Source organism: Micromonospora sp. NPDC000316 (genome assembly GCF_042898885.1).
Taxonomy (GTDB): domain Bacteria; phylum Actinomycetota; class Actinomycetes; order Mycobacteriales; family Micromonosporaceae; genus Micromonospora.
Genome location: NZ_JBIAZG010000004.1, coordinates 221,429 through 239,135, shown reverse-complemented (window position 1 = coordinate 239,135; position 17,707 = coordinate 221,429). Strand labels below are relative to the sequence as shown.

Genomic DNA, 17,707 nt, shown 5'->3' with positions numbered 1-17,707 from the left:
AGCCAGTCTCGGCGATCAGCGCCGCGGATCGAGCTCGTCCAGCACCGTCGGATCCCGCCGGATCAGCTCCGCCAGGCGGGCCGCCGGGTCCGGCGCCAGACCGTCCGGGCCGGGTGTCCAGCCCGCCACCGTCCGGCCGGACAGCGGCCAGGCCGGCGGCGGCTGCACCGGGGCCGCCGACCGTTCCGGGCCGACCGTGACGCCCTGGCCGTCCCAGTGGACCCGCAGCGGGTACGTCCGACCGTCGTGTTCGACGTGCACCGTCACCGCCAGCCCCGGGTGGGCGCCGACGACCTCGCGGACCGCCTCGGCCACCGCCTCGACCGGACCCCACCCGGCGACGTCGGCGTGGTCGTCCCGGCCGGCGTGTCGCGCGTCGTGGCGGCCCGGGCCGGCGTTGCGGGCGTCGGCGTGACCTCCCGAGCTGTGCTCCGGGCCGCCAGCCGGACCCGACGGCGGTGGGGTGTCGTCACGGTCGCCGCCCCGCCGGCGCAGCGCCTCCTCGCGCCGGGCCAGTCGGGCCAGCGTTTCGTCCAGGTCGCCCCTCACCAGATCACCCCTTCCCGCCACGGCCGGAGCCGGTCGGCTCAGGCCCTACCTGTCCCGGGTCGCCCGGTCCAACGCGCGGTCCAGGACGACCAACAGGGCGTCCCGCACCGAGAGTCGATCCCGTGCGTCGAACTGCACAAGCGGCACGTGGTCGCCGATGGCCAGCGCCCAGCGGATCTCGCTCAACTCCAGGGCAAGCCGCCCGTCGAACGCGTTGACGCCGACCACGAACGGCAACCCGGCCTGCTCGAAAAAGTCGATCGCCGGGAAGCAGTCGTCCAGCCGGGCGCTGTCGACGACCACAAGCGCGCCGAGCGCGCCCCGGGCCAGGTCGTCCCACATGAAGCCGAACCGGGCCTGCCCCGGCGTGCCGAACAGGTAGAGCTTCAGACTGCGGTCGATTGTCACGCAACCGAAATCCATCGCCACCGTCGTGGTGGTCTTGGCCGAGCGGATGCCCGGATCGTCCACCCCGATCCCCGCGCTTGTCATCTCGGCTTCGGTGGTCAGCGGGGCGATTTCGGAGATCGCCCCCACGGTGGTGGTCTTACCCACCCCGAACCCGCCGGCGACCAGGATCTTGACCGGTACCGGAGGTGCCACCGGCCGCCTGCCGGACGGCGGCGTCGGCCCGGCACCCGTCGGGGGCCGGTAGGGCGGTGGCGGTGCGGACGGCGGCAGGCCGGCACGCCCGACCGCCGGATCGGTGCCCGGCGACACGCCGTAGCGGGCGGCGGCGCTGTTGCCGGCGAGCCCCCCGATCGGAGGGCTCGGCCATTCAGGAGATCGCACGGAGTCCATCAATCACTCGCAGGATGAGGTCGGGGTTGAAGGCGTCGTTGCCGTCGGTGACGTGCACGTCCAGGTGTCCGGCGGCCCGCAGGTCGCCGACCAGGACCCGGGTCACGCCGAAGTGCAGCCGGGTCCGGGCCGACAACTCGGCCACGGAGATCGGCTCGGAGCAGAGCGCGATGATCGCCTGAAGCTCTGGCGCCAGCAGGGCGGTCGACGTGCCGGTCCACCGACCGTCGTCGACGCGCAGGGTCACCTGCGTCTCCAGCCCGATCGCCGGGTCCACGCTCTCCACGCGTCCGGAGGTGAGCACGAACGGCCGTGGACCCGCCGGACGGCCGTCGTCCGGCTCCGGCGCCGCCGGCGTGCCGCCCCCACCCGGGTGCGGCGAGCGCAGGTAGGGGCGGATCCGGACCCGCGGCTCCGGGTCCGGATCCTCGCCGGCGACCTCCGGGGTCATTGCTGGACGGCGTTCTTCAGCTCGACGATCAGCCGCGGGGTGAGTGCCCCACCGGCCCGGCCGGCGAAGAGCGTCATCTCGTACGCGACGGTGCCCAGGTTGGCGGACCGGTCGGCGACGACGCCGAGCACGGAACCGCTGCTGATCGCGCTGATCAACAGGTAGCCGTCGGCCATGTCGACGATCACCCGGTTGAGGCCGCCGAGCGCGTACCAACTTGCCGCTCCGCCGGCGAGGCTTGTCATGCCGGAGACGACGGCGGCCAGCCGCTCGGCGTTGGACCGGTCCTTGATGGCCGACATGGCCATCAGCAGCCCGTCCGAGGAGACGGCGATCGCCTCCAGCACGCCGGCGGTGCTGGAGGTGAAGGAGTCCAGCAGCCAGTTGAAGGTGCGGGCCTCCGGGCTGAGGTCCACGGCTGTGGGCTGGCTCTGGTGGTCGACGTTTTCGTGCAGGAAGGGGCTGGTCACCGTGATGATCCTTCTTCGTTCCGGCGGTCTGGGCTGACTTCACGGAGGGCACGGGCGACGCCCGCCTCGAACTCGGTGATGAGGTTGCGGACCTCGGCCGGGTCGCCGGGGTGCGGGCTGGTCGGCGGGCAGGGCGGGGTGACCGTGAGGTTCGCTCCGGGCACCCGCCGGCTGAGGTGGGGTCTGTCCAGTGTGGCCTCTGCCGGGCCCGCCGTGTGTACCACCATGGGCTCGGAGCCGCCCGGTGTGGCGGGCAGGTCGATGGTGACGGTCTGCTCGGCCCGGCGTACGCCGGCCTGGAATGCCTCGACCAGCGCGCGGGCGGCAGTCGGGTCCGCGCCTGTGGCGTCGACCGGCCCGACCGGCGTGCCGGCGCTGGCGAGGCTGGCACCGGGCACCCGTTGCCGGACCCGAGGGGCGGCGGGGGCGTCGGACGGCTCCCGGCTCTCCGCAGCGGTGGCCGTACGCGGCTGGCCGGCGTCTGCCGTCTCCCGGGGCAGCCGCCGGGGCAGCCTGGCGTTGGCCTCGGCCAAAGCGGTCGCGGCGTGTGCCGCGTCAACGCTGGCCGCTACGTCGCCTGACTCCCGTGCACCGAACGCGTCCCAGGACTCGCCGGACTCCAGGCTGCGGGTGGCCCGGCTGAGCAGGTCCGCGTCGAGGCTGGCCGGCGCGGCGACGACGGCATTGGAGTGGGCACTCGGACCCGGGTCGATGGCGGCGGACGGGCGTCGACTCCGGTCCGGCACCGTGGCCCTCGCCACTGTGGCCCCGGCCCGGTCGGCGCGTCGCAGCACCAGCGACGCCGACGGGATCTCCATCTGAGCGGTGACCCCACCGCCCACGGTGGCGGTCAGGTTCACCGCCCAGCCGTGGCGGCGGGCCAGCCGGCCCACCACGAAGAGGCCGAGCACCTCGGTGGGCGCCAGGTCGAGGCGTTCCCGCCGGGTGAGGCGGGCGTTCTCCTCGAACAGCCGTTGCTCGGTCATCCCGATGCCGCGGTCCACCACAGTGATCCGGGCGCCGGTCTCGGTGGCCTCACCGGCCACCAGCACCCGTGTGTGCGGCGGGGAGAACACCGTCGCGTTCTCCATCAACTCGGCCAGCGCCAGGACGAGGTCACCGACGACCGCCGGTGCTGCCGCGATGCCCGGCGGCACCTGCACCTCCACACGCGTGTAGTCCTCGATCTCGCCGAGCGCCAGCCGGACCACGTCCGCCAGCGGCACCGGCGCGGTGTGCGCGTCGGCTCCGGCCGAACCGGAGAGCACCACGAGGCTGCCGGCGTTGCGCCGCAACCGGCTGGAGATGTGGTCGAGTCGGTACAGGTGTTCCAGGCGACCAGGGTCGGCCTCCTGCTGCTCCAGCCTGTCGATAAGCGCGATCTGCCGGCCCACCAGGTTCTGGGTACGTCGTCCGACGTGGCCGAACATCTGTGCCACGTTGCGCCGGCCCGCGATCTGCCGCTCGACAAGTTGGGCCGCCGTGTTCTGCACCCGGTCGAACGCCCGCGCCAGATCGCCGATCTCGTCGTTGGCCCGAATCTCCACAGGTTCCAGTCGAACCGACTGGCCGCTCTCCGTCTCGTCGTCGGTGACCCGGACCAGCTCCGCCTCGGCGACTCTGGCGACCCGGTCGGCGGAGCGGGTGAGCCGCGACAGTGGCCCGGCGACCGTCCGCGCGACCGCCGCGCTGAGCAGCACCACAAGCGCGAGGATCAGCGCCGCCGCGCCGCCGACCAGGTACGCGGCAGTCAACGCCCGCCGCTGCTCGGCGGTGACCTCGGCGAGTACGTCGGCGACGAGCTTCTTCTCGACGAACTGGCCGAGCCGGATCATCGAGCGGACCGACGGGAAGAGCACGTCCAGCGGCACGTCCCGGACCGCGCCGGCCGGGTCCCGGGCACTTGTGACCAGGAAGTCGGCGCTGGTACGCGCGGCGACCGCCGAGTCGAGGAGCAGGGCCACCTTGAGTTGCTCGGGTGTGATGAGGCTGCGGAAGCGTCGACTGTCCACCTGGAGGGCGGCGATGCACGCCACGTACGCGGCGCTGGCCTGCGGTGCGCCTGTCGCCTTGACCAGCACGCTCAGGGTGGCGCAGGCGCCCAGACCCTCGTCGGCGCGCAGCAGCCCGTCCAGGGCGAGCACCTGGCGGCCGGTCAACGTGTCGGTGTCCACGCCGAAGTTCAACCGGAGCGAATCGATCAGCCCGGTGTTGACGGGGCCGAACCCGTCCATCACCTGGGTCGGGTTGGCGGTGCCGGCCAGGACTGCCGTGCGCAGGTCGATGAGGCTGGCCACCGCGTCGAGGGCGCGCTCGACCGGGCCGGTAAGCGCCTCGCCGCCGCCGGAGCGCAGGTCGGTCACCCGGTCGTCCACGTCGGCGGACTTGCGGATCAGTTCGGCGCGTTCGACACGGCCGAGCAGGAGGCCGACCGAGAGGACACGCTCCTGCTGGAGGTCCTGGACGAGGCTGCCGACCTGGCTGGCGAGCCGTACCCGGTCGGTGATGTCGCTTGCGCGTTGCGCGGCGGCCACCCGGTCGAGCACCACGGGCACGGCGAGGCCGATCATGCTGAGCAGTGGGATCACCACGAGCAGCGCGAGCTTGCCGCGGATCCGGAGCCTACCGAGAAGCATCGAAGGCCCCCCAGGGTGCGATCTCCGGGTTCTGGGCCGCGCCGACAGGTTGCAGCGGTCGCGGGTCGGCGGGTCTGCCCGTGCCGCCCGACGGCTGCCAGAGGTCACCCGGCGGCGGGGCGCCGGGGCTGTCCACTTCCGCGGTGGGCGCGGCAGCCCGACGGCGGGCCCGCCGGGCGGCGGCGATCAGCAGCGTGGCGAGCCAGGCCAGCAGCAGAAGTGCGGCGGTTCCGGCGCCGGCGGTGACCCAGCGCTCCCGGTCCAGGCCGTCGATGCGTTCGACGAGCAGGGCGTCCAGTTCGCCGAGGATTACCGGTTGGAGTTGCCGGGCGGCGTTGCGCGAGTTGAGCGCGGCTGCGGCAAGTCGGCCCGCGTCCACGGTGCCGGTGTCGGGGGCCGGGGCCGAGTACGCGGCAAGCGCCTCCACCGACCGCTGGTAGGCGTCAAGTGGGGTGAGCACGTTCGCGCCCAGGTCGGTGCTCTCCGAGCTGTCCACAGCCGCACGCAGGTTGTCGACCACGTCGTTGGCGGGGCCGAGCGCGGACACCCGGAGGCTTGTCAGTTCGATGAGGCTGCGGGGCTGTTCGGCGTCCGGCCGGCGGCTGGCGAGCGTGCTCAGGTCGGCGAGCCGGCCGGCGGCCACCACCGCCTCCGGCAACTCCTCGCCGGCACTGTCCTGGAGGAAGAACGAGTCGGCGCCCTGGTCACGGACCAGCCCGGAGCTCTCCCGCACCTTGTCGTGCAGGTCGAGCAGCAGGTCGGTGACCTCGCCGTACGCGGTGTAGGCGGATTCCGGGTCGGCGGGGCTGCTGACGCGCAGCGCCTCCAGTTTGGCCCGGAGACCGGCCCAGCGTTCCTGGCTGCGCAGTTCGACGCCGATGCGAGCGTCCACGGTGGCGGCCTGCTCGACCGCGCGGGTCAGCGGCTCGCCGGGGACGGGTCGGCCGCTGACCGCGGCCGACTGGGCCTCCACGAGCGCCTCGGTGACCGGGGCGAGGGCGCGCAGATATTGCACGCCGAGCCGTTCCCGGGCGCTCAGGTCCCGATCGTCGCCGGTGTGCCGCCAGGCCTGGGCGACAAGCAGGCCCATGGGTGCCAGTAGCGCGGCGATGAGCAGCAGCGGCAGCAGCCGACCCATCATGGACGTCCGTCGACGGACCCGCGGCGCTCGGACTGTCATGGTGTGTCTCCTCCGGCGTCGGGTGGGGATCGACGCGGTTGCGGGTTCGCCGACGAGTCCCGTCCGCCGGACCGGAAAACTAATCGAAGCTGCCCCGGTGGAGCCGCTGCCGGCGAGTCAGGTTCGCGTCAGTTCGAGCGATGTCACCATTCGCCCGGGTTATCGACACGCTGTGTGGCATTGGTGGGTGTGACATGAAGGGATCGAGGTGGATATCTGAGGAAGATCGGAATTCACGGGATCCGAACTCAACTCACTGGCACGCGTCGGACGGTGATCGGTCGCACCTCACCCGATCACCGATCGGGGCAACCGGACGGACGTACGGCGGATCTCAGCCAGCGCTCAGGCTGCGGGCCGTACCGTGTGCCGCATGAGATCGCCATCGCCGGCCGCGTGGTTCCGGCGTGCCCTGCCCACCCGCCGTCGCGCGATCGCCGCGGCGGCGGTCGTCGTGCTGCTGGCCGCCGCCGTCGGCTGGGCGGTGTGGCCACGGGGATCGGGCGTACGCACCCAGAGCGCGATGCTCACCGTCCGTTCCGGGCCGTCCGGTGACCAGCCCGTCGACCTGGACACCACTTTCTACCTGCCGGCCGAGGCGTCGTCCGGCCGGAAGGTGCCGGCGGTGCTGCTGGCACACGGGTTCGGCGGCACCAAGGAGTCGGTGCGCTCCGACGCGGAGGAGTTCGCCGAGCGCGGGTACGCGGTGCTCACCTGGACCGCGCGGGGCTTCGGCCGCAGCGGCGGAGAGATCCACCTGGACAGCCCGGACCACGAGGTGCGCGACGCCCAGCGGCTGCTGGACTGGCTGGCTTCCCGTCCCGAGGTGCGCACCGACGCCCCCGGCGATCCGAAGGTGGGCGTGGTCGGCGGCTCGTACGGCGGCGCGTTGGCGCTGCTGCTTGCCGCTCAGGACCAGCGGGTCGACGCGATCGTTCCCATGATCACTTGGAATGACCTGTCGCGGGCGTTCCTGCCGGAGAGCACCGGCCGGGAGCCGACCGAGGGTGTGTTCAAGAAGGGCTGGGCTGGTCTCTTCTTCGGCGGGGGAGGCAACGTGGGCAGCGGCCCGGCCGGGCTCTCCGGCACGACCGCCGCCCAGCCGGAGGGCGCACCCGCGTCCGCCGGCCCGCCCAGCCCGGGGCCGGGCAGCGGGCCGGGCACCGGTCCAGGTGGCACACCGTCCGGGGCGGCCGATCCGGCGTGCGGTCGGTTCGCCGCCGACGTGTGCGCCGCGTACCTGCGGATCGCCACCACAGGCCAGGCCGACCAGGCCGCCGTGGACCTGCTTCGCCGGTCCAGCCCGGCCGGCGCGCTGGACCGGATCAAGGCGCCCACCCTGCTGGTGCAGGGCGAGGCGGACACCCTCTTTCCGCTCGGCGAGGCCGACGCCAACGCGAAGGGCATCGCCGCCGCCGGCACCCCGGTGCGGGTCGCCTGGTTCACCGGCGGCCACGACGGCGGCGCCGGCCCGCGTTCCGATTCGGACCGGGTGAAGTTCCTTACCGTCCAGTGGCTCGACCACTACGTCAAGGGCGAGGGCGACGCACCGGGCGACGACTTCACCTGGTCGCGCATCGCCGGCTTCGACGCGCTCGACCGGGGTCTGGTCGCCACCGGCTTCCGCGCCACCGACTACCCGGGCCTGAACGGCGACAGCCGCCGCGAGGTCACGGTCACCGGCCCGGCCCAACCGATCGCGAACCCGCCGAACGGCAACCCGGCGGCCATCTCCTCGATCCCGTTCGCAGGCGGGCTCTCCTCGCTGCTCGGCGGTGTGGCCGGCGACGTGCCCGGCCAGCACGCCCGGTTCGAGTCCGAGCCGCTGACCGAGGCGGTGGACGTGGCGGGCGCACCCACCATCACCCTGCGGGCCGCGTCGCCGACGGGTGAGGCGGTGCTCTTCGTCAAGCTCTACGACGTCGACAAGGACGGCGCGGCCACCCTGTCGAACGGTCTGGTCGCCCCGGTCCGCCTCAGCGGCCTGCCGCAGCGGGTGCAGGACGCCAGCCCGGTCACCGTGACACTTCCCGGGATCGTCCACCGCGTCGAGGCCGGGCACCGGCTGCGCCTGGTGGTCGCCACCTCCGACCAGGCGTACACCACGCCGGCCGAACCCACCGTCTACACGGTGGCGGCGGACGGCGCGGTAAGCCTGCCCACGATCAGCGGCGAGCCGATCCCCACCGCGGCGACCGTGTGGCGCTGGGTGCTCGCCGGCCTGCTCGCCGCCATCGCGATAGGGCTCGTCGTGGTCGTCGCCGTGGTCCGCCGCCGGCACCGCCGGCAGGACAGTTCGGTGCATCCGGAGTACGCGGACACGCCGCTGGCCGTGCGCTCACTGCGCAAGGAGTACGCGGACGGCTTCGTCGCGGTGTCGAACGTCGACTTCGAGGTGCACCCGGGTCAGGTGGTCGGTCTGCTCGGGCCCAACGGCGCCGGTAAGACCACGACGCTGCGGGTGCTGATGGGGCTTACCCAACCGACCGCAGGCGAGATCTACGTCTTCGGCCGGCGGCTGGTGCCCGGCTCACCTGTGCTCTCCCGGATCGGCGCGCTCGTGGAGGGGCCCGGTTTCCTGCCGCACCTCACCGGCCTGGACAACCTGAAGGCGTACTGGAAGGCCACCGGACGGCCGTGGGAGGACGCCCACTTCGACGCGGCGCTGGAGATCGCCGGACTGGGCGACTCGGTGCACCGGAAGACCAAGAACTACAGCCACGGCATGCGTCAGCGGCTCGCCATCGCCCAAGCCATGCTCGGGCTGCCTGAGCTGCTTGTGCTCGACGAACCGACCGACGGGCTCGACCCGCCGCAGATCGCCGAGATGCGCCGGGTCCTCCAGCGGTACGCCACGGACGGGCGGGCGGTGCTGGTCTCCAGCCACCTGCTGGCCGAGGTGGAGCAGACCTGCACGCACGCCGTGGTGGTGAACAAGGGCCGGATCGTGGCGTCCGGGCCGGTGGAGGAGATCGTGGGCGAGTCGCCGAGCGTGCTGTTCGACGTCAGCGACCCGGCGGCGGCGCGGGCGGTGCTCGACAAGTTGCACGGCGTACGGGTGCTGCCGGAGAGCGACGGGCAGTTGGTTGTCGACACCAACGGCACGGCCCGCAGCGAGGTGGTGGCCGAGCTGGTGCGCGCCGGCATCGGAGTGGACCGGGTGGTGCCCCGGCGCCGCCTGGAGGACGCGTTCCTCGCCCTGGTGGGCGAGAACTCTCGGGGAAGCGGTGACAGGTGATGGCTGGCTCTTCCGTCGACACGCCGCTGGGCGTCACCGACCCGGCCGGTGCGGCCCGTGGTTACCGGCCGTCGGCCACAATGCCCTTCGCGGCGGAGTTCCGCAGGCAGGCGTCCCGGCGGCGGACCCAGCTGGCGCTCGGGTTCATGGTGCTGCTGCCGCTGATCATCCTGATCGCGTTCCAGTTCGACTCGGGCGGCGACGACGACAACGGCCGCAACGAGTTCTCCAGCCTGGTCGAGCTTGCCACCTCCGGTGGGCTCAACTTCACCCTCTTCTCGATCTTCGTATCGGCGTCGTTCCTGCTGGTGGTCGTCGTCGCGCTGTTCTGCGGCGACACGGTGGCCAGTGAGGCGAGCTGGGGCAGCCTGCGCTACCTGCTGGCGATCCCGGTGCCCCGGGCCCGGTTGCTCACGGTGAAGCTGGTGGTCGCTCTCGCGTACTCGGGATTGGCCCTGCTTCTGCTGGCCGGCACCGCCCTGCTCGCCGGCACCCTGCGCTACGGCTGGTCGCCCCTGCGCAGCACTGTCGCCGCCGAACTGGAACCCACCGAGGGGCTGCTTCGGCTGCTCGCCGTGCTCGGCTATCTGGCGGTCGTACTCCTGGTGGTGGCCGGGCTGGCGTTCCTGCTGTCGGTGACGACGGACGCCGCGTTGGGCGCGGTCGGCGGTGCGGTGCTGCTCTGGATCCTGTCCAGCATCCTGGACCAGATCACCGCCCTGGGCGCGGTACGCGACTTCCTGCCCACCCACTTCAGCACCGCCTGGCTGGGGCTGCTCTCCACTCCGGTGCAGACCGACGACGTGGTGCGAGGCTGCATCTCGGCGATCAGCTACGCGACGCTGTTCTGGGGGTTGGCGTTCTGGCGCTTCACCCGCAAGGACATCACGTCATAGCCGGCTGGTCTCGTTGCCGGTGCCCTTACCGCCGGCCGCTCTCACAGCCGGCTGGCGGGTGGGTTCACCGACGACGGCACCGCGCTCGGCGCCGGCGGCGGGGCCGGCCGGGTCGGCGCTGGCGTCGACGGGTCGGCCTTCTTCCAGGCGCTGACGCCGATCCGGCCGGTGTTACCCAGGTCGATCGGTCCGTCCGGGTCGACCTCCTGGGTCGGCTGCCCGGCAGCGGGGGCGACCCACAGGTACGCCCCTTCGGTGGCCACCACAGTCGAATCGGTGACCAGGTTGCGCCAGAGCACCACAGCGGTGGCCCGATCCCCGCTTTGCAGCGTGACCTCGCGGGGCGGCTGGTCGAAGCCCATCGTGATGTCCTTCGCCCCGTTCAGCACCCGCAGGGCGATCGGCTGGCGCTGCTCGTCCACCACCTGCAAACTCGGGTAGCCGTTGAGTCGATAGGGCTGCTCGCCGCAGTTCACCAACTCCAAGCCGAGGGCACGCAGGCCGCTCGCCGCGTCTCCGCCGGTGGCCCGGATCCGGATACCGGATCCCGGGCACTCGGGCAGCGGATCGGTGCTCGCGAACGGGCTGGGCGCAGCCGTGCGCACCGGCGGTGGGCCCGTCGGGTCCCCGGACTGGCCGCGATGGTCGCCGGGTGCACAGGCGCCGAGCGCCAGCGCTGACGCGACCACCGCGCCGATCCGTCGCCATGCTGCCGTGTCGTGCGAGATCATCCGCCGATCATCGCTCATCTCGGCGTCCACCATTGCCCGACGACCACCACCGCCGACCGCTCCCCACCGCTCCCCGGCCCGCCCGCCTGCCGGCTGCTCGCCCGCCCGCCCGCCCGCCTGCCGGCTGCTCGCGCGCCCGGCCGCTCGCCTCGCCGCCCGCCCGGCCGCTCGCCTCGCCTGCCCGGCTGCTCGCCCGCTCGCCCCGCCTGACTTGGCCGGCCTGTCTAGCCGCCTGACTTGGCCGGCCTGTCTAGCCGCCTGACTTGGCCGGCCTGTCTAGCCGCCCGACCCGGCCGGCCCGTCTAGCCGTCCGCCTGGCCGCCTGGCCGCCGTCTGCCCGCCGAACTGCCTGCCTACCCGGCGCTGGCCTGCCCCGGGGGCCCTCCTGTCGTGCCTTTGGAGCTGAATCGTTTGCGACATCGCTAGCCTGCTCACCTATCGCGGCCTGTTGATCCACTCCATTTCGCCGACATTGCGGTATCCCGCGAACGGGTCACCCCAATATCGGCGATATGGAGTTGACCATGCGTTCGGAGGGCCGCGTCGGGTCCGCGAGCTGCGGCCTCGTGTCGGCCGGGAAAGTCGACCATGTGCGCAGGGCTGGCCGGGTCTGCGAGTCGTCGCCTTGTGTCGGTCGGGGGAGTTGGCCGTGCGTGCACAGGGCTGGCCGGGTCTGCGAGTCGTCGCCTTGTGTCGGTCGGGGGAGTTGGCCGTGCGTGCGCAGGGCGGGCCGGGTCTGCGAGTCGTCGCCTTGTGTCGGTCGGGGGAGTTGGCCGTGCGTGCACAGGGCTGGCCGGGTCTGCGAGCCGCCGCCTTGTGTCGGTCAGGGGAGTTGGCCGATCGGCGGGTGGACGCAGCCCGCGCTGGTTAGCCACAGCGGGACGGTCGCGGCGGTCGCGGGGAGGCACCGGGTGGATTACGTGCTGTGGGGCGACGACGGCAGGCCCCGGCCGTAGTTGAGGCGAAGTGGGCGCGCGGCGGGGCGCGATGGGCAGTTCGACAGGCTGTACGGGCATCAGGACAGGCTGTATCTTAAAGTTCGGGAGCGCTCCCACGGCCGCAAGCCGGTGTGGCGCATAGCTTGAGTTCTTGCATAGGTGCAGGTGGCGGTGCCTGTGTCGCACCTCCGCCGCCGGGGCTGCTCGTGGTCGTGAACGTTTCTTCCGAGATGTTTTCGGCCAGGATCTTCCCACTAGCAAGGAATTTATGTACTTCAATCTTGCCCTGCCTCATCATTGACAGGTATCTATTTGTGTCGATGGAGGTCCCATGAACTTGTCTCGGCTCGGCGGGCCGATCCTGTCCCTGTTCCGCATCGTGACCGGCCTGCTGTTCGCGTTGCACGGCCTGTCCTCGATCTTCGGGTTGTTCGGCGGCAACCCCATTACCGGCAAGGCGATACCCCTCGGCACCTGGCCGGGCTGGTGGGCCGCGCTGATCCAGTTGGTCTGCGGCGCGCTGGTGCTGGTCGGGCTCTTCACCCGGCCCGCCGCGCTTCTCGCCTCCGGCTCGATGGCGTACGCCTATTTCGTCGTACACCAGCCCGAGGGCCTGCTGCCACTGCACAACGGCGGTGAGCTGTCGGCGCTCTTCTGCTGGTCGTTCTTGCTGGTAGCGGTGCTTGGCCCGGGGTCCTGGGCGCTCGACACGCTGCTCGCCCGGCGTCGCAACGACTCTCCATCGGCACCAGCGCCGGTCTCGGCCGCCGAGCCCAGCTCGGTGTCCGTCTGATCGCACATGTGCCGCGCGCCGCCGGAGCCTCAATGGGGCGGCTCCGGCGGCGCGCCTGGCGAGAGGCCATCCCTGCGCTGATGTCGCAGACGATTCAGCTCCATAGCGTGCGCCGGTGGCAGGTCCTACTCGGTGCGGCTGGCGAACGAGGACGCAGGCGGGCGGGGGATGAGGACGGCGTCCAGGAGGCCGGGGTAGAGCTTGTTCAGCTCGTCGCGGCGGAGGCGGACGTAGCGGCTGGTGCCGGCGGCCCGGGTGCGGGTTATGCCGGCCTCGCGCAGCACCCTGAGGTGGTGGCTGCGGGTCGCCTTGGAGACGCCGATCTCGAATGTGTTGCAGGCGTGCTCGCGGCGCTCGGCACCGCCCTGGCCGGCAGCGGTCACCGACCCGGTCGCGGTGGTCGATCCGGTGGCGGCCACCACCCGTTGATCACCTGCCCTGGCCTGGTCTGTTAGCTCACAGCGTGGGATCCGCGCTGGATGCGACGGCCGACGGTGCCTAGACTCGGCGGCACAACTGAATACCTCATCCAGAGGGGCTGAGGGATACGGCCCGACGACGCCCCGGCAACCACCCCGCGCGCTCACCGCTGAGCGACAGGCGGGGCAGGTGCCAATTCCGTCCCTGCCGCACCGTGCGATGCGGGGAAAGATGAGAGGACTTCTCGACATGACGTCGACCCTCGCCGCCTCCGGCATCGACACCTCCACAAGCCCCGCCCGCGCTCTGGTCTGTCGCGCCTGTTCGGCCCGCTACCCGCTCGCCGCCCAGCACGCCTGCTACGAGTGTTTCGGCCCGCTGGAGGTCGACTACGACACCGCCGCACTGGCCACTGTCACCCGCGAGCAGATCGAGGCGGGCCCGAAGAACATCTGGCGGTACGCCGCGCTGCTGCCCGCCGGTCAGGACCCGGCCACCCGGGTCACCCTCGACCCGGGGCTGACCCCGCTGGTGGCGGCCCCGCTCCTCGCCGCCGAGCTGGGCATCACCGCGCCGCTCTGGGTCAAGGACGACAGCGCCAACCCCACCCACTCGTTCAAGGACCGGGTCGTCTCGGTGGCGCTCACCGCGGCGAAGGCGCTCGGCTTCACCCGGTTCGCCTGCGCGTCGACAGGCAACCTGGCCAACTCGGTGGCCGCCCACGCCGCCCGCGCCGGCACTCCCTCGGTGGTCTTCATCCCCAGCGACCTCGAACAGGGCAAGGTCATCACCACTGCCGTCTACGGCGGCGAGCTCGTCGCCATCGACGGCTCGTACGACGATGTGAACCGGCTCTGCGGCGAGCTGGTCGAGACCGACGAGTTCGAGGACACCGCGTTCGTCAACGTCAACGTCCGGCCGTACTACGCGGAGGGCTCCAAGACCCTCGGCTACGAGGTGGCCGAGCAGCTCGGCTGGCGGATCCCGGCCCAGGTGGTCATCCCGATGGCCAGCGGCGAGCTGCTCACCAAGATCGACAAGGCGTTCTCCGAGCTTGTCGAGATCGGCCTGGTCCAGCCGCCGGCCGGCGGCTGGAAGGTCTTCGGCGCACAGTCGGCCGGCTGCAACCCGATCGCCTCGGCGCTGCACGCCGAGACCGACACGATCACCCCCGTCAAGCCGACAGGCATCGCCAAGTCGCTGAACATCGGTGACCCGGCAGCCGGCCTCTACGCGTTGGAGGCGGTCCGCCGCACCGGCGGCTGGATGGAGTACGTCGACGACGACGAGATCCGCGCCGGCATCCGGCTGCTCGCCCGCACCACAGGTGTCTTCGCCGAAACCGCTGGTGGGGTGACGGTGGCGGTGCTGCGCAAGCTCGTCGAGTCCGGTCGGCTCGACCCGACGGCGGAGACGGTCATCTTCAACACCGGCGAGGGCCTGAAGACCATCGACGCGGTCGCCGGCCAGGTCGGCCCGACCCACCACATCAAGCCCTCGCTGCGTGCCGCCCGCGACGCTGGCCTCCTCGGCTGACTCGGCAGGCGGGCGATCCGCCGGGTAACTGGGTTTTCGCTGTGAGTGCGGAAAACCCGCCGCTATGGACTTGACGGCAGGAACCGGACGGCGCAAGATGCTCCGTGCGGGAGGGCATTTCGCCGGAGACTTTTGAAGTTCTTGCGACCCAACGCCGGAGGCGTTGTGCGAGTGTCCCTCCCGACCACGTTCGATCGGGCCACCGGATTAATTCGGTGGCCCGATCGCTTTTCCGGGTGCCAGGCTCGCCGGCATGAGCATCACGATCGCGTCCTTCGACGGCGCAAACCGGGCCGCGATCGACGAGGCGTACCGGATCGGCGCGGCGGCCAGCGACGTCGACATGCCGGACTTCCCGCCTCTCTGTCGGCGATACTTCGACGCGCTCTTCCATACGCCGATGCCCGGAACCGAGTCGCTCTGGGCGCTGGCCCGGCTGGACGACGTGCCAGCCGGCTACCTCAAGCTGGACCTGCCCCAGCTCGACAACACCGACAACGCGAACGTCGAGCTGACTGTGCATCCCGAGCTGCGGCGTCGCGGCGTCGGCCGGGCCCTGCACGAGTACGGGGTGCGCCTGCTGCGCGAGCGCGGACGCAAGCGGGCGCTCGGGATGACCGTCTCCACGCTGCCCGGTGGGCCGTCCCGATCGGTGGCGGGTGACGCGTTCGCCGCCTCGACAGGTGCGCAGTCCGCGCTGGCCGAGGTGTGTCGCCGGCTCGACATCGACACCATCGACCGGGCTGCGCTGCGGGCGGCGCTCGCCGAGGCGCACGCCCTGGCCGAGGGCTATCAGTCGGTCACCTGGCAGGGGGCGACCCCGCCGGAGTACGTCGCTGACATCGCCTATTTGGATGGCCGGCTGCTCATGGACGCGCCGATGGGCGACGTGCAGTGGGAGCCGGAGCAGGTGGACGCCGAACGGATCCGGGGCACCGACCGAGCGTTGGAGGCCAGAGGTCGGCGGCGCTACCACCTGGGGATGCGGCACGAGGCGTCCGGTCGGCTGGTCGCCTGGACCCTGCTCGACGTGGGTGCCAGCGCTGACTGGCACGCCTTCCAACAGATCACCATCGTCGACCCGGAGCACCGGGGGCATCGACTCGGCCTGCTCGCCAAGATCGAAAATCTGCATCACCTGCTCACCCACGAGCCGGCGGTACGCGTCATCGACACCTTCAACGCGGCAAGCAACAGCTACATGATCGCGATCAACGAGCGGCTCGGCTTCCGCCCGTTGGAATCCTGGAACAACTGGCAGCTCACCCTCTGACGGGCAGTCGGCGCTACTGCTCGCGCAGGGTCCTCAGGCATGATGTCGGGCATGACGGAGACCCCGCATCCCCTGTACGACAGGCACGCCGACACCCTCAACCGCGCGCTGACCGCGATCACGGAGCGGGGCTACTGGTCCGCGTACCCCGAATCCCCAAGCCCCCGGGTGTACGGCGAGACCGCCGCCGCCGACGGCAAGGCTGCCTTCGAGGCGTACCTCGGTGGGGATTTTCCTCTCGACCAGCCCGGCACGGTCGGGCGGATCGCCACCGAGACGAGCCCGTTCGGTGTGGAGTTGGCGGTGCGTTATCCGCACGCCGGCACCGACGAGCTGATCAGCGCCGCCTCCGCCGCGTTGCCGGCCTGGCGTGATGCCGGCCCGCAGGCCCGGGTGGGCGTCTGCCTGGAGATCCTCGACCGGCTGCACAAGCACATCTTCGAGCTGGCCAACGCGGTGCAGTTCACAAGCGGGCAGGCGTTCGTGATGGCGTTCCAGGCCGGCGGCGCGCACGCGCTGGACCGGGCGTTGGAGGCGCTGGCGTACGCGTACGCCGAGATGACCCGGCACCCGGGCACGGCCGGCTGGGAGAAGCCCGCCGGCAAGGGCGACCCGCTGCGGATGACCAAGACCTTCCACGTGGTGCCCCGTGGCGTGGCGCTGGTGATCGGCTGCAACACCTTCCCGACCTGGAACTCGTACCCGGGCCTGTTTGCCTCGCTGGCCACCGGCAACCCGGTGATCGTCAAGCCGCATCCGCGCGCGGTGCTGCCCCTGGCCGTCACCGTCAAGTACGCCCGGGAGGTGCTCGCCGAGGCCGGCTTCGACCCGAACCTGGTCCTGTTGGCCGCCGAGGCGCCCGGCGAGAAGCTCGCAAGTGACCTGGCCCTGCACCGGTCCGTGAAGATCGTTGACTTCACCGGCTCCACTGAGTACGGCGACTGGTTGGAGACGCACGCCCGGCAGGCGTCTGTCTACACCGAGAAGGCCGGGCTGAACACGGTCGTCATCGACTCCACCGACGACTTCGCCGGCATGTGCCGCAACCTCGGGTTCACGCTGACCCTCTACAGCGGTCAGATGTGCACCACCTCGCAGAACATCCTCATCCCGGCCGGGGGCATCGAGACCGACCAGGGGCACAAGAGCTTCGACGAGGTGGCCGGCGGCATTGCCGCAGCGGTCGGCAAGCTCACCGCCGACCCGGCCCGAGGTGTCGAGTTGACCGGCGCCATCGTCAACGACGGGGTGCTGGAGCGACTGGCCGAGGTGACAAAGGTCGGCGAGCCGGTGCTGGAGTCGCGGGCCGTGGCACACCCGGCGTACGCGGACGCGGTGGTGCGTACCCCGACGATCGTGAAGCTGGCCGCGGACGACGCGGACACCTACGGCCGGGAGTGGTTCGGGCCTATCTCGTTCGCCATCGCCACCGACTCCACAGCGCACAGCCTGGAGCTGATGCTCCGGACAGTCGGCGAGAAGGGCGCGCTCACCGCGGGGGTCTACTCGACCGACGAGGCGGTGTTGGACGCCGCCGAGGCGGTGGCTGTCGAGGTCGGAGTGCACCTGTCGTGCAACCTGACCGGCGGCGTCTTCGTCAACCAGTCGGCGGCGTTCTCCGACTTCCACGGCAGCGGTGCCAACGCGGCGGCCAACTCGGCGCTTACCGACGGGGCCTATGTGGCGAACCGGTTCCGGATCGTGCAGTCTCGGCGGCACGTCTGATCTTTCGTTGTGGTGGGGTTTCCGGGGCAGCCCGACCCGCTTCGGGCGGTCAGGCTTGATCCCTGCGCGG

The 17,707-nt window shown here is 71.6% G+C and carries 14 protein-coding genes and 1 riboswitch; of the genes, 6 read left to right on the top strand and 8 right to left on the bottom strand.

Annotation, left to right across the window (positions count from 1 at the left end):
- Positions 1–15 precede the first annotated feature (15 nt).
- From ACFY2Q_RS11960 to ACFY2Q_RS11935, 6 genes are read right to left on the bottom strand one after another with little or no spacing between them, the layout of a single operon-like run.
- Positions 16–549, bottom strand: coding sequence for a hypothetical protein (locus ACFY2Q_RS11960; protein ID WP_387129486.1), 534 nt, complete (start codon positions 547–549; stop codon positions 16–18).
- Positions 550–594: 45 nt separating this feature from the next.
- Positions 595–1,350 (bottom strand): ATP/GTP-binding protein, encoded by a 756-nt coding sequence (locus ACFY2Q_RS11955; RefSeq protein WP_387129484.1) that lies wholly within the window; start codon positions 1,348–1,350, stop codon positions 595–597.
- Entirely contained in the window at positions 1,328–1,801 is a 474-nt protein-coding gene (locus ACFY2Q_RS11950) for a DUF742 domain-containing protein (RefSeq protein WP_387129483.1), read from the bottom strand. The genes ACFY2Q_RS11955 and ACFY2Q_RS11950 overlap by 23 nt, the downstream gene beginning before the upstream one ends.
- Complete coding sequence (locus ACFY2Q_RS11945; protein ID WP_387129481.1) at positions 1,798–2,271, bottom strand: roadblock/LC7 domain-containing protein; 474 nt, start codon at positions 2,269–2,271, stop codon at positions 1,798–1,800. The genes ACFY2Q_RS11950 and ACFY2Q_RS11945 overlap by 4 nt, the downstream gene beginning before the upstream one ends.
- A complete protein-coding gene (locus ACFY2Q_RS11940) occupies positions 2,268–4,907 on the bottom strand; it encodes a nitrate- and nitrite sensing domain-containing protein (protein WP_387129480.1) in 2,640 nt (879 codons plus the stop codon). The genes ACFY2Q_RS11945 and ACFY2Q_RS11940 overlap by 4 nt, the downstream gene beginning before the upstream one ends.
- Complete coding sequence (locus ACFY2Q_RS11935) at positions 4,894–6,087, bottom strand: hypothetical protein (RefSeq protein WP_387129478.1); 1,194 nt, start codon at positions 6,085–6,087, stop codon at positions 4,894–4,896. Before ACFY2Q_RS11935 ends, ACFY2Q_RS11940 begins: the two co-directional genes overlap by 14 nt.
- Positions 6,088–6,460: 373 nt before the next feature.
- On the opposite strand from ACFY2Q_RS11935, the gene ACFY2Q_RS11930 reads away from it, so the two are divergent.
- Together ACFY2Q_RS11930 and ACFY2Q_RS11925 are read left to right on the top strand one after the other, a co-directional pair.
- On the top strand, positions 6,461–9,325 hold the full coding sequence (locus ACFY2Q_RS11930) for an alpha/beta fold hydrolase (protein ID WP_387129477.1): 2,865 nt from the start codon (positions 6,461–6,463) through the stop codon (positions 9,323–9,325).
- On the top strand, positions 9,325–10,221 hold the full coding sequence (locus ACFY2Q_RS11925; RefSeq protein ID WP_387129475.1) for an ABC transporter permease: 897 nt from the start codon (positions 9,325–9,327) through the stop codon (positions 10,219–10,221). The genes ACFY2Q_RS11930 and ACFY2Q_RS11925 overlap by 1 nt, the downstream gene beginning before the upstream one ends.
- A gap of 41 nt (positions 10,222–10,262) precedes the next feature.
- Here ACFY2Q_RS11925 and ACFY2Q_RS11920 read toward each other — a convergent pair whose 3' ends face one another.
- Positions 10,263–10,970, bottom strand: coding sequence for a DUF4232 domain-containing protein (locus tag ACFY2Q_RS11920; protein ID WP_387129473.1), 708 nt, complete (start codon positions 10,968–10,970; stop codon positions 10,263–10,265).
- A 1,251-nt stretch (positions 10,971–12,221) separates the two neighbouring features.
- Here ACFY2Q_RS11920 and ACFY2Q_RS11915 point away from each other — a divergent pair.
- Positions 12,222–12,683, top strand: coding sequence for a DoxX family protein (locus tag ACFY2Q_RS11915; RefSeq protein ID WP_387129472.1), 462 nt, complete (start codon positions 12,222–12,224; stop codon positions 12,681–12,683).
- A gap of 125 nt (positions 12,684–12,808) precedes the next feature.
- Here the strand turns inward: ACFY2Q_RS11915 and ACFY2Q_RS11910 are convergent, their stop codons facing one another.
- Positions 12,809–13,105 (bottom strand): winged helix-turn-helix domain-containing protein, encoded by a 297-nt coding sequence (locus ACFY2Q_RS11910; protein ID WP_387129469.1) that lies wholly within the window; start codon positions 13,103–13,105, stop codon positions 12,809–12,811.
- A gap of 100 nt (positions 13,106–13,205) precedes the next feature.
- Positions 13,206–13,341, top strand: a riboswitch (SAM riboswitch).
- An 11-nt stretch (positions 13,342–13,352) separates the two neighbouring features.
- Here ACFY2Q_RS11910 and thrC point away from each other — a divergent pair.
- From thrC to paaN, 3 genes are all read left to right on the top strand, one after another.
- Complete coding sequence (gene thrC / locus ACFY2Q_RS11905; RefSeq protein ID WP_387129467.1) at positions 13,353–14,639, top strand: threonine synthase; 1,287 nt, start codon at positions 13,353–13,355, stop codon at positions 14,637–14,639.
- A 253-nt stretch (positions 14,640–14,892) separates the two neighbouring features.
- Positions 14,893–15,912 carry a GNAT family N-acetyltransferase gene (locus ACFY2Q_RS11900; RefSeq protein WP_387129466.1) on the top strand — a complete coding sequence of 340 codons (1,020 nt, stop codon included), beginning with the start codon at positions 14,893–14,895 and terminating at the stop codon, positions 15,910–15,912.
- Positions 15,913–15,963: 51 nt separating this feature from the next.
- The gene (gene paaN, locus ACFY2Q_RS11895) at positions 15,964–17,637 is read left to right on the top strand and encodes a phenylacetic acid degradation protein PaaN (protein ID WP_387129465.1); all 1,674 of its coding nucleotides are present in this window, start codon (positions 15,964–15,966) and stop codon (positions 17,635–17,637) included.
- Positions 17,638–17,707: the final 70 nt, after the last annotated feature.

What these genes read in the sequence shown, in the direction of transcription:
- ACFY2Q_RS11955 (WP_387129484.1), bottom strand. Translation starts at nt 1,350, where the DNA reads ATGGACTCCGTGCGATCTCCTGAATGGCCGAGCCCTCCGATCGGGGGG.
- ACFY2Q_RS11950 (WP_387129483.1), bottom strand. Translation starts at nt 1,801, where the DNA reads ATGACCCCGGAGGTCGCCGGCGAGGATCCGGACCCGGAGCCGCGGGTC.
- ACFY2Q_RS11940 (WP_387129480.1), bottom strand. Translation starts at nt 4,907, where the DNA reads ATGCTTCTCGGTAGGCTCCGGATCCGCGGCAAGCTCGCGCTGCTCGTG.
- ACFY2Q_RS11935 (WP_387129478.1), bottom strand. Translation starts at nt 6,087, where the DNA reads ATGACAGTCCGAGCGCCGCGGGTCCGTCGACGGACGTCCATGATGGGT.
- ACFY2Q_RS11930 (WP_387129477.1), top strand. Translation starts at nt 6,461, where the DNA reads ATGAGATCGCCATCGCCGGCCGCGTGGTTCCGGCGTGCCCTGCCCACC.
- ACFY2Q_RS11925 (WP_387129475.1), top strand. Translation starts at nt 9,325, where the DNA reads ATGGCTGGCTCTTCCGTCGACACGCCGCTGGGCGTCACCGACCCGGCC.
- ACFY2Q_RS11920 (WP_387129473.1), bottom strand. Translation starts at nt 10,970, where the DNA reads ATGAGCGATGATCGGCGGATGATCTCGCACGACACGGCAGCATGGCGA.
- ACFY2Q_RS11915 (WP_387129472.1), top strand. Translation starts at nt 12,222, where the DNA reads ATGAACTTGTCTCGGCTCGGCGGGCCGATCCTGTCCCTGTTCCGCATC.
- thrC (WP_387129467.1), top strand. Translation starts at nt 13,353, where the DNA reads ATGACGTCGACCCTCGCCGCCTCCGGCATCGACACCTCCACAAGCCCC.
- ACFY2Q_RS11900 (WP_387129466.1), top strand. Translation starts at nt 14,893, where the DNA reads ATGAGCATCACGATCGCGTCCTTCGACGGCGCAAACCGGGCCGCGATC.
- paaN (WP_387129465.1), top strand. Translation starts at nt 15,964, where the DNA reads ATGACGGAGACCCCGCATCCCCTGTACGACAGGCACGCCGACACCCTC.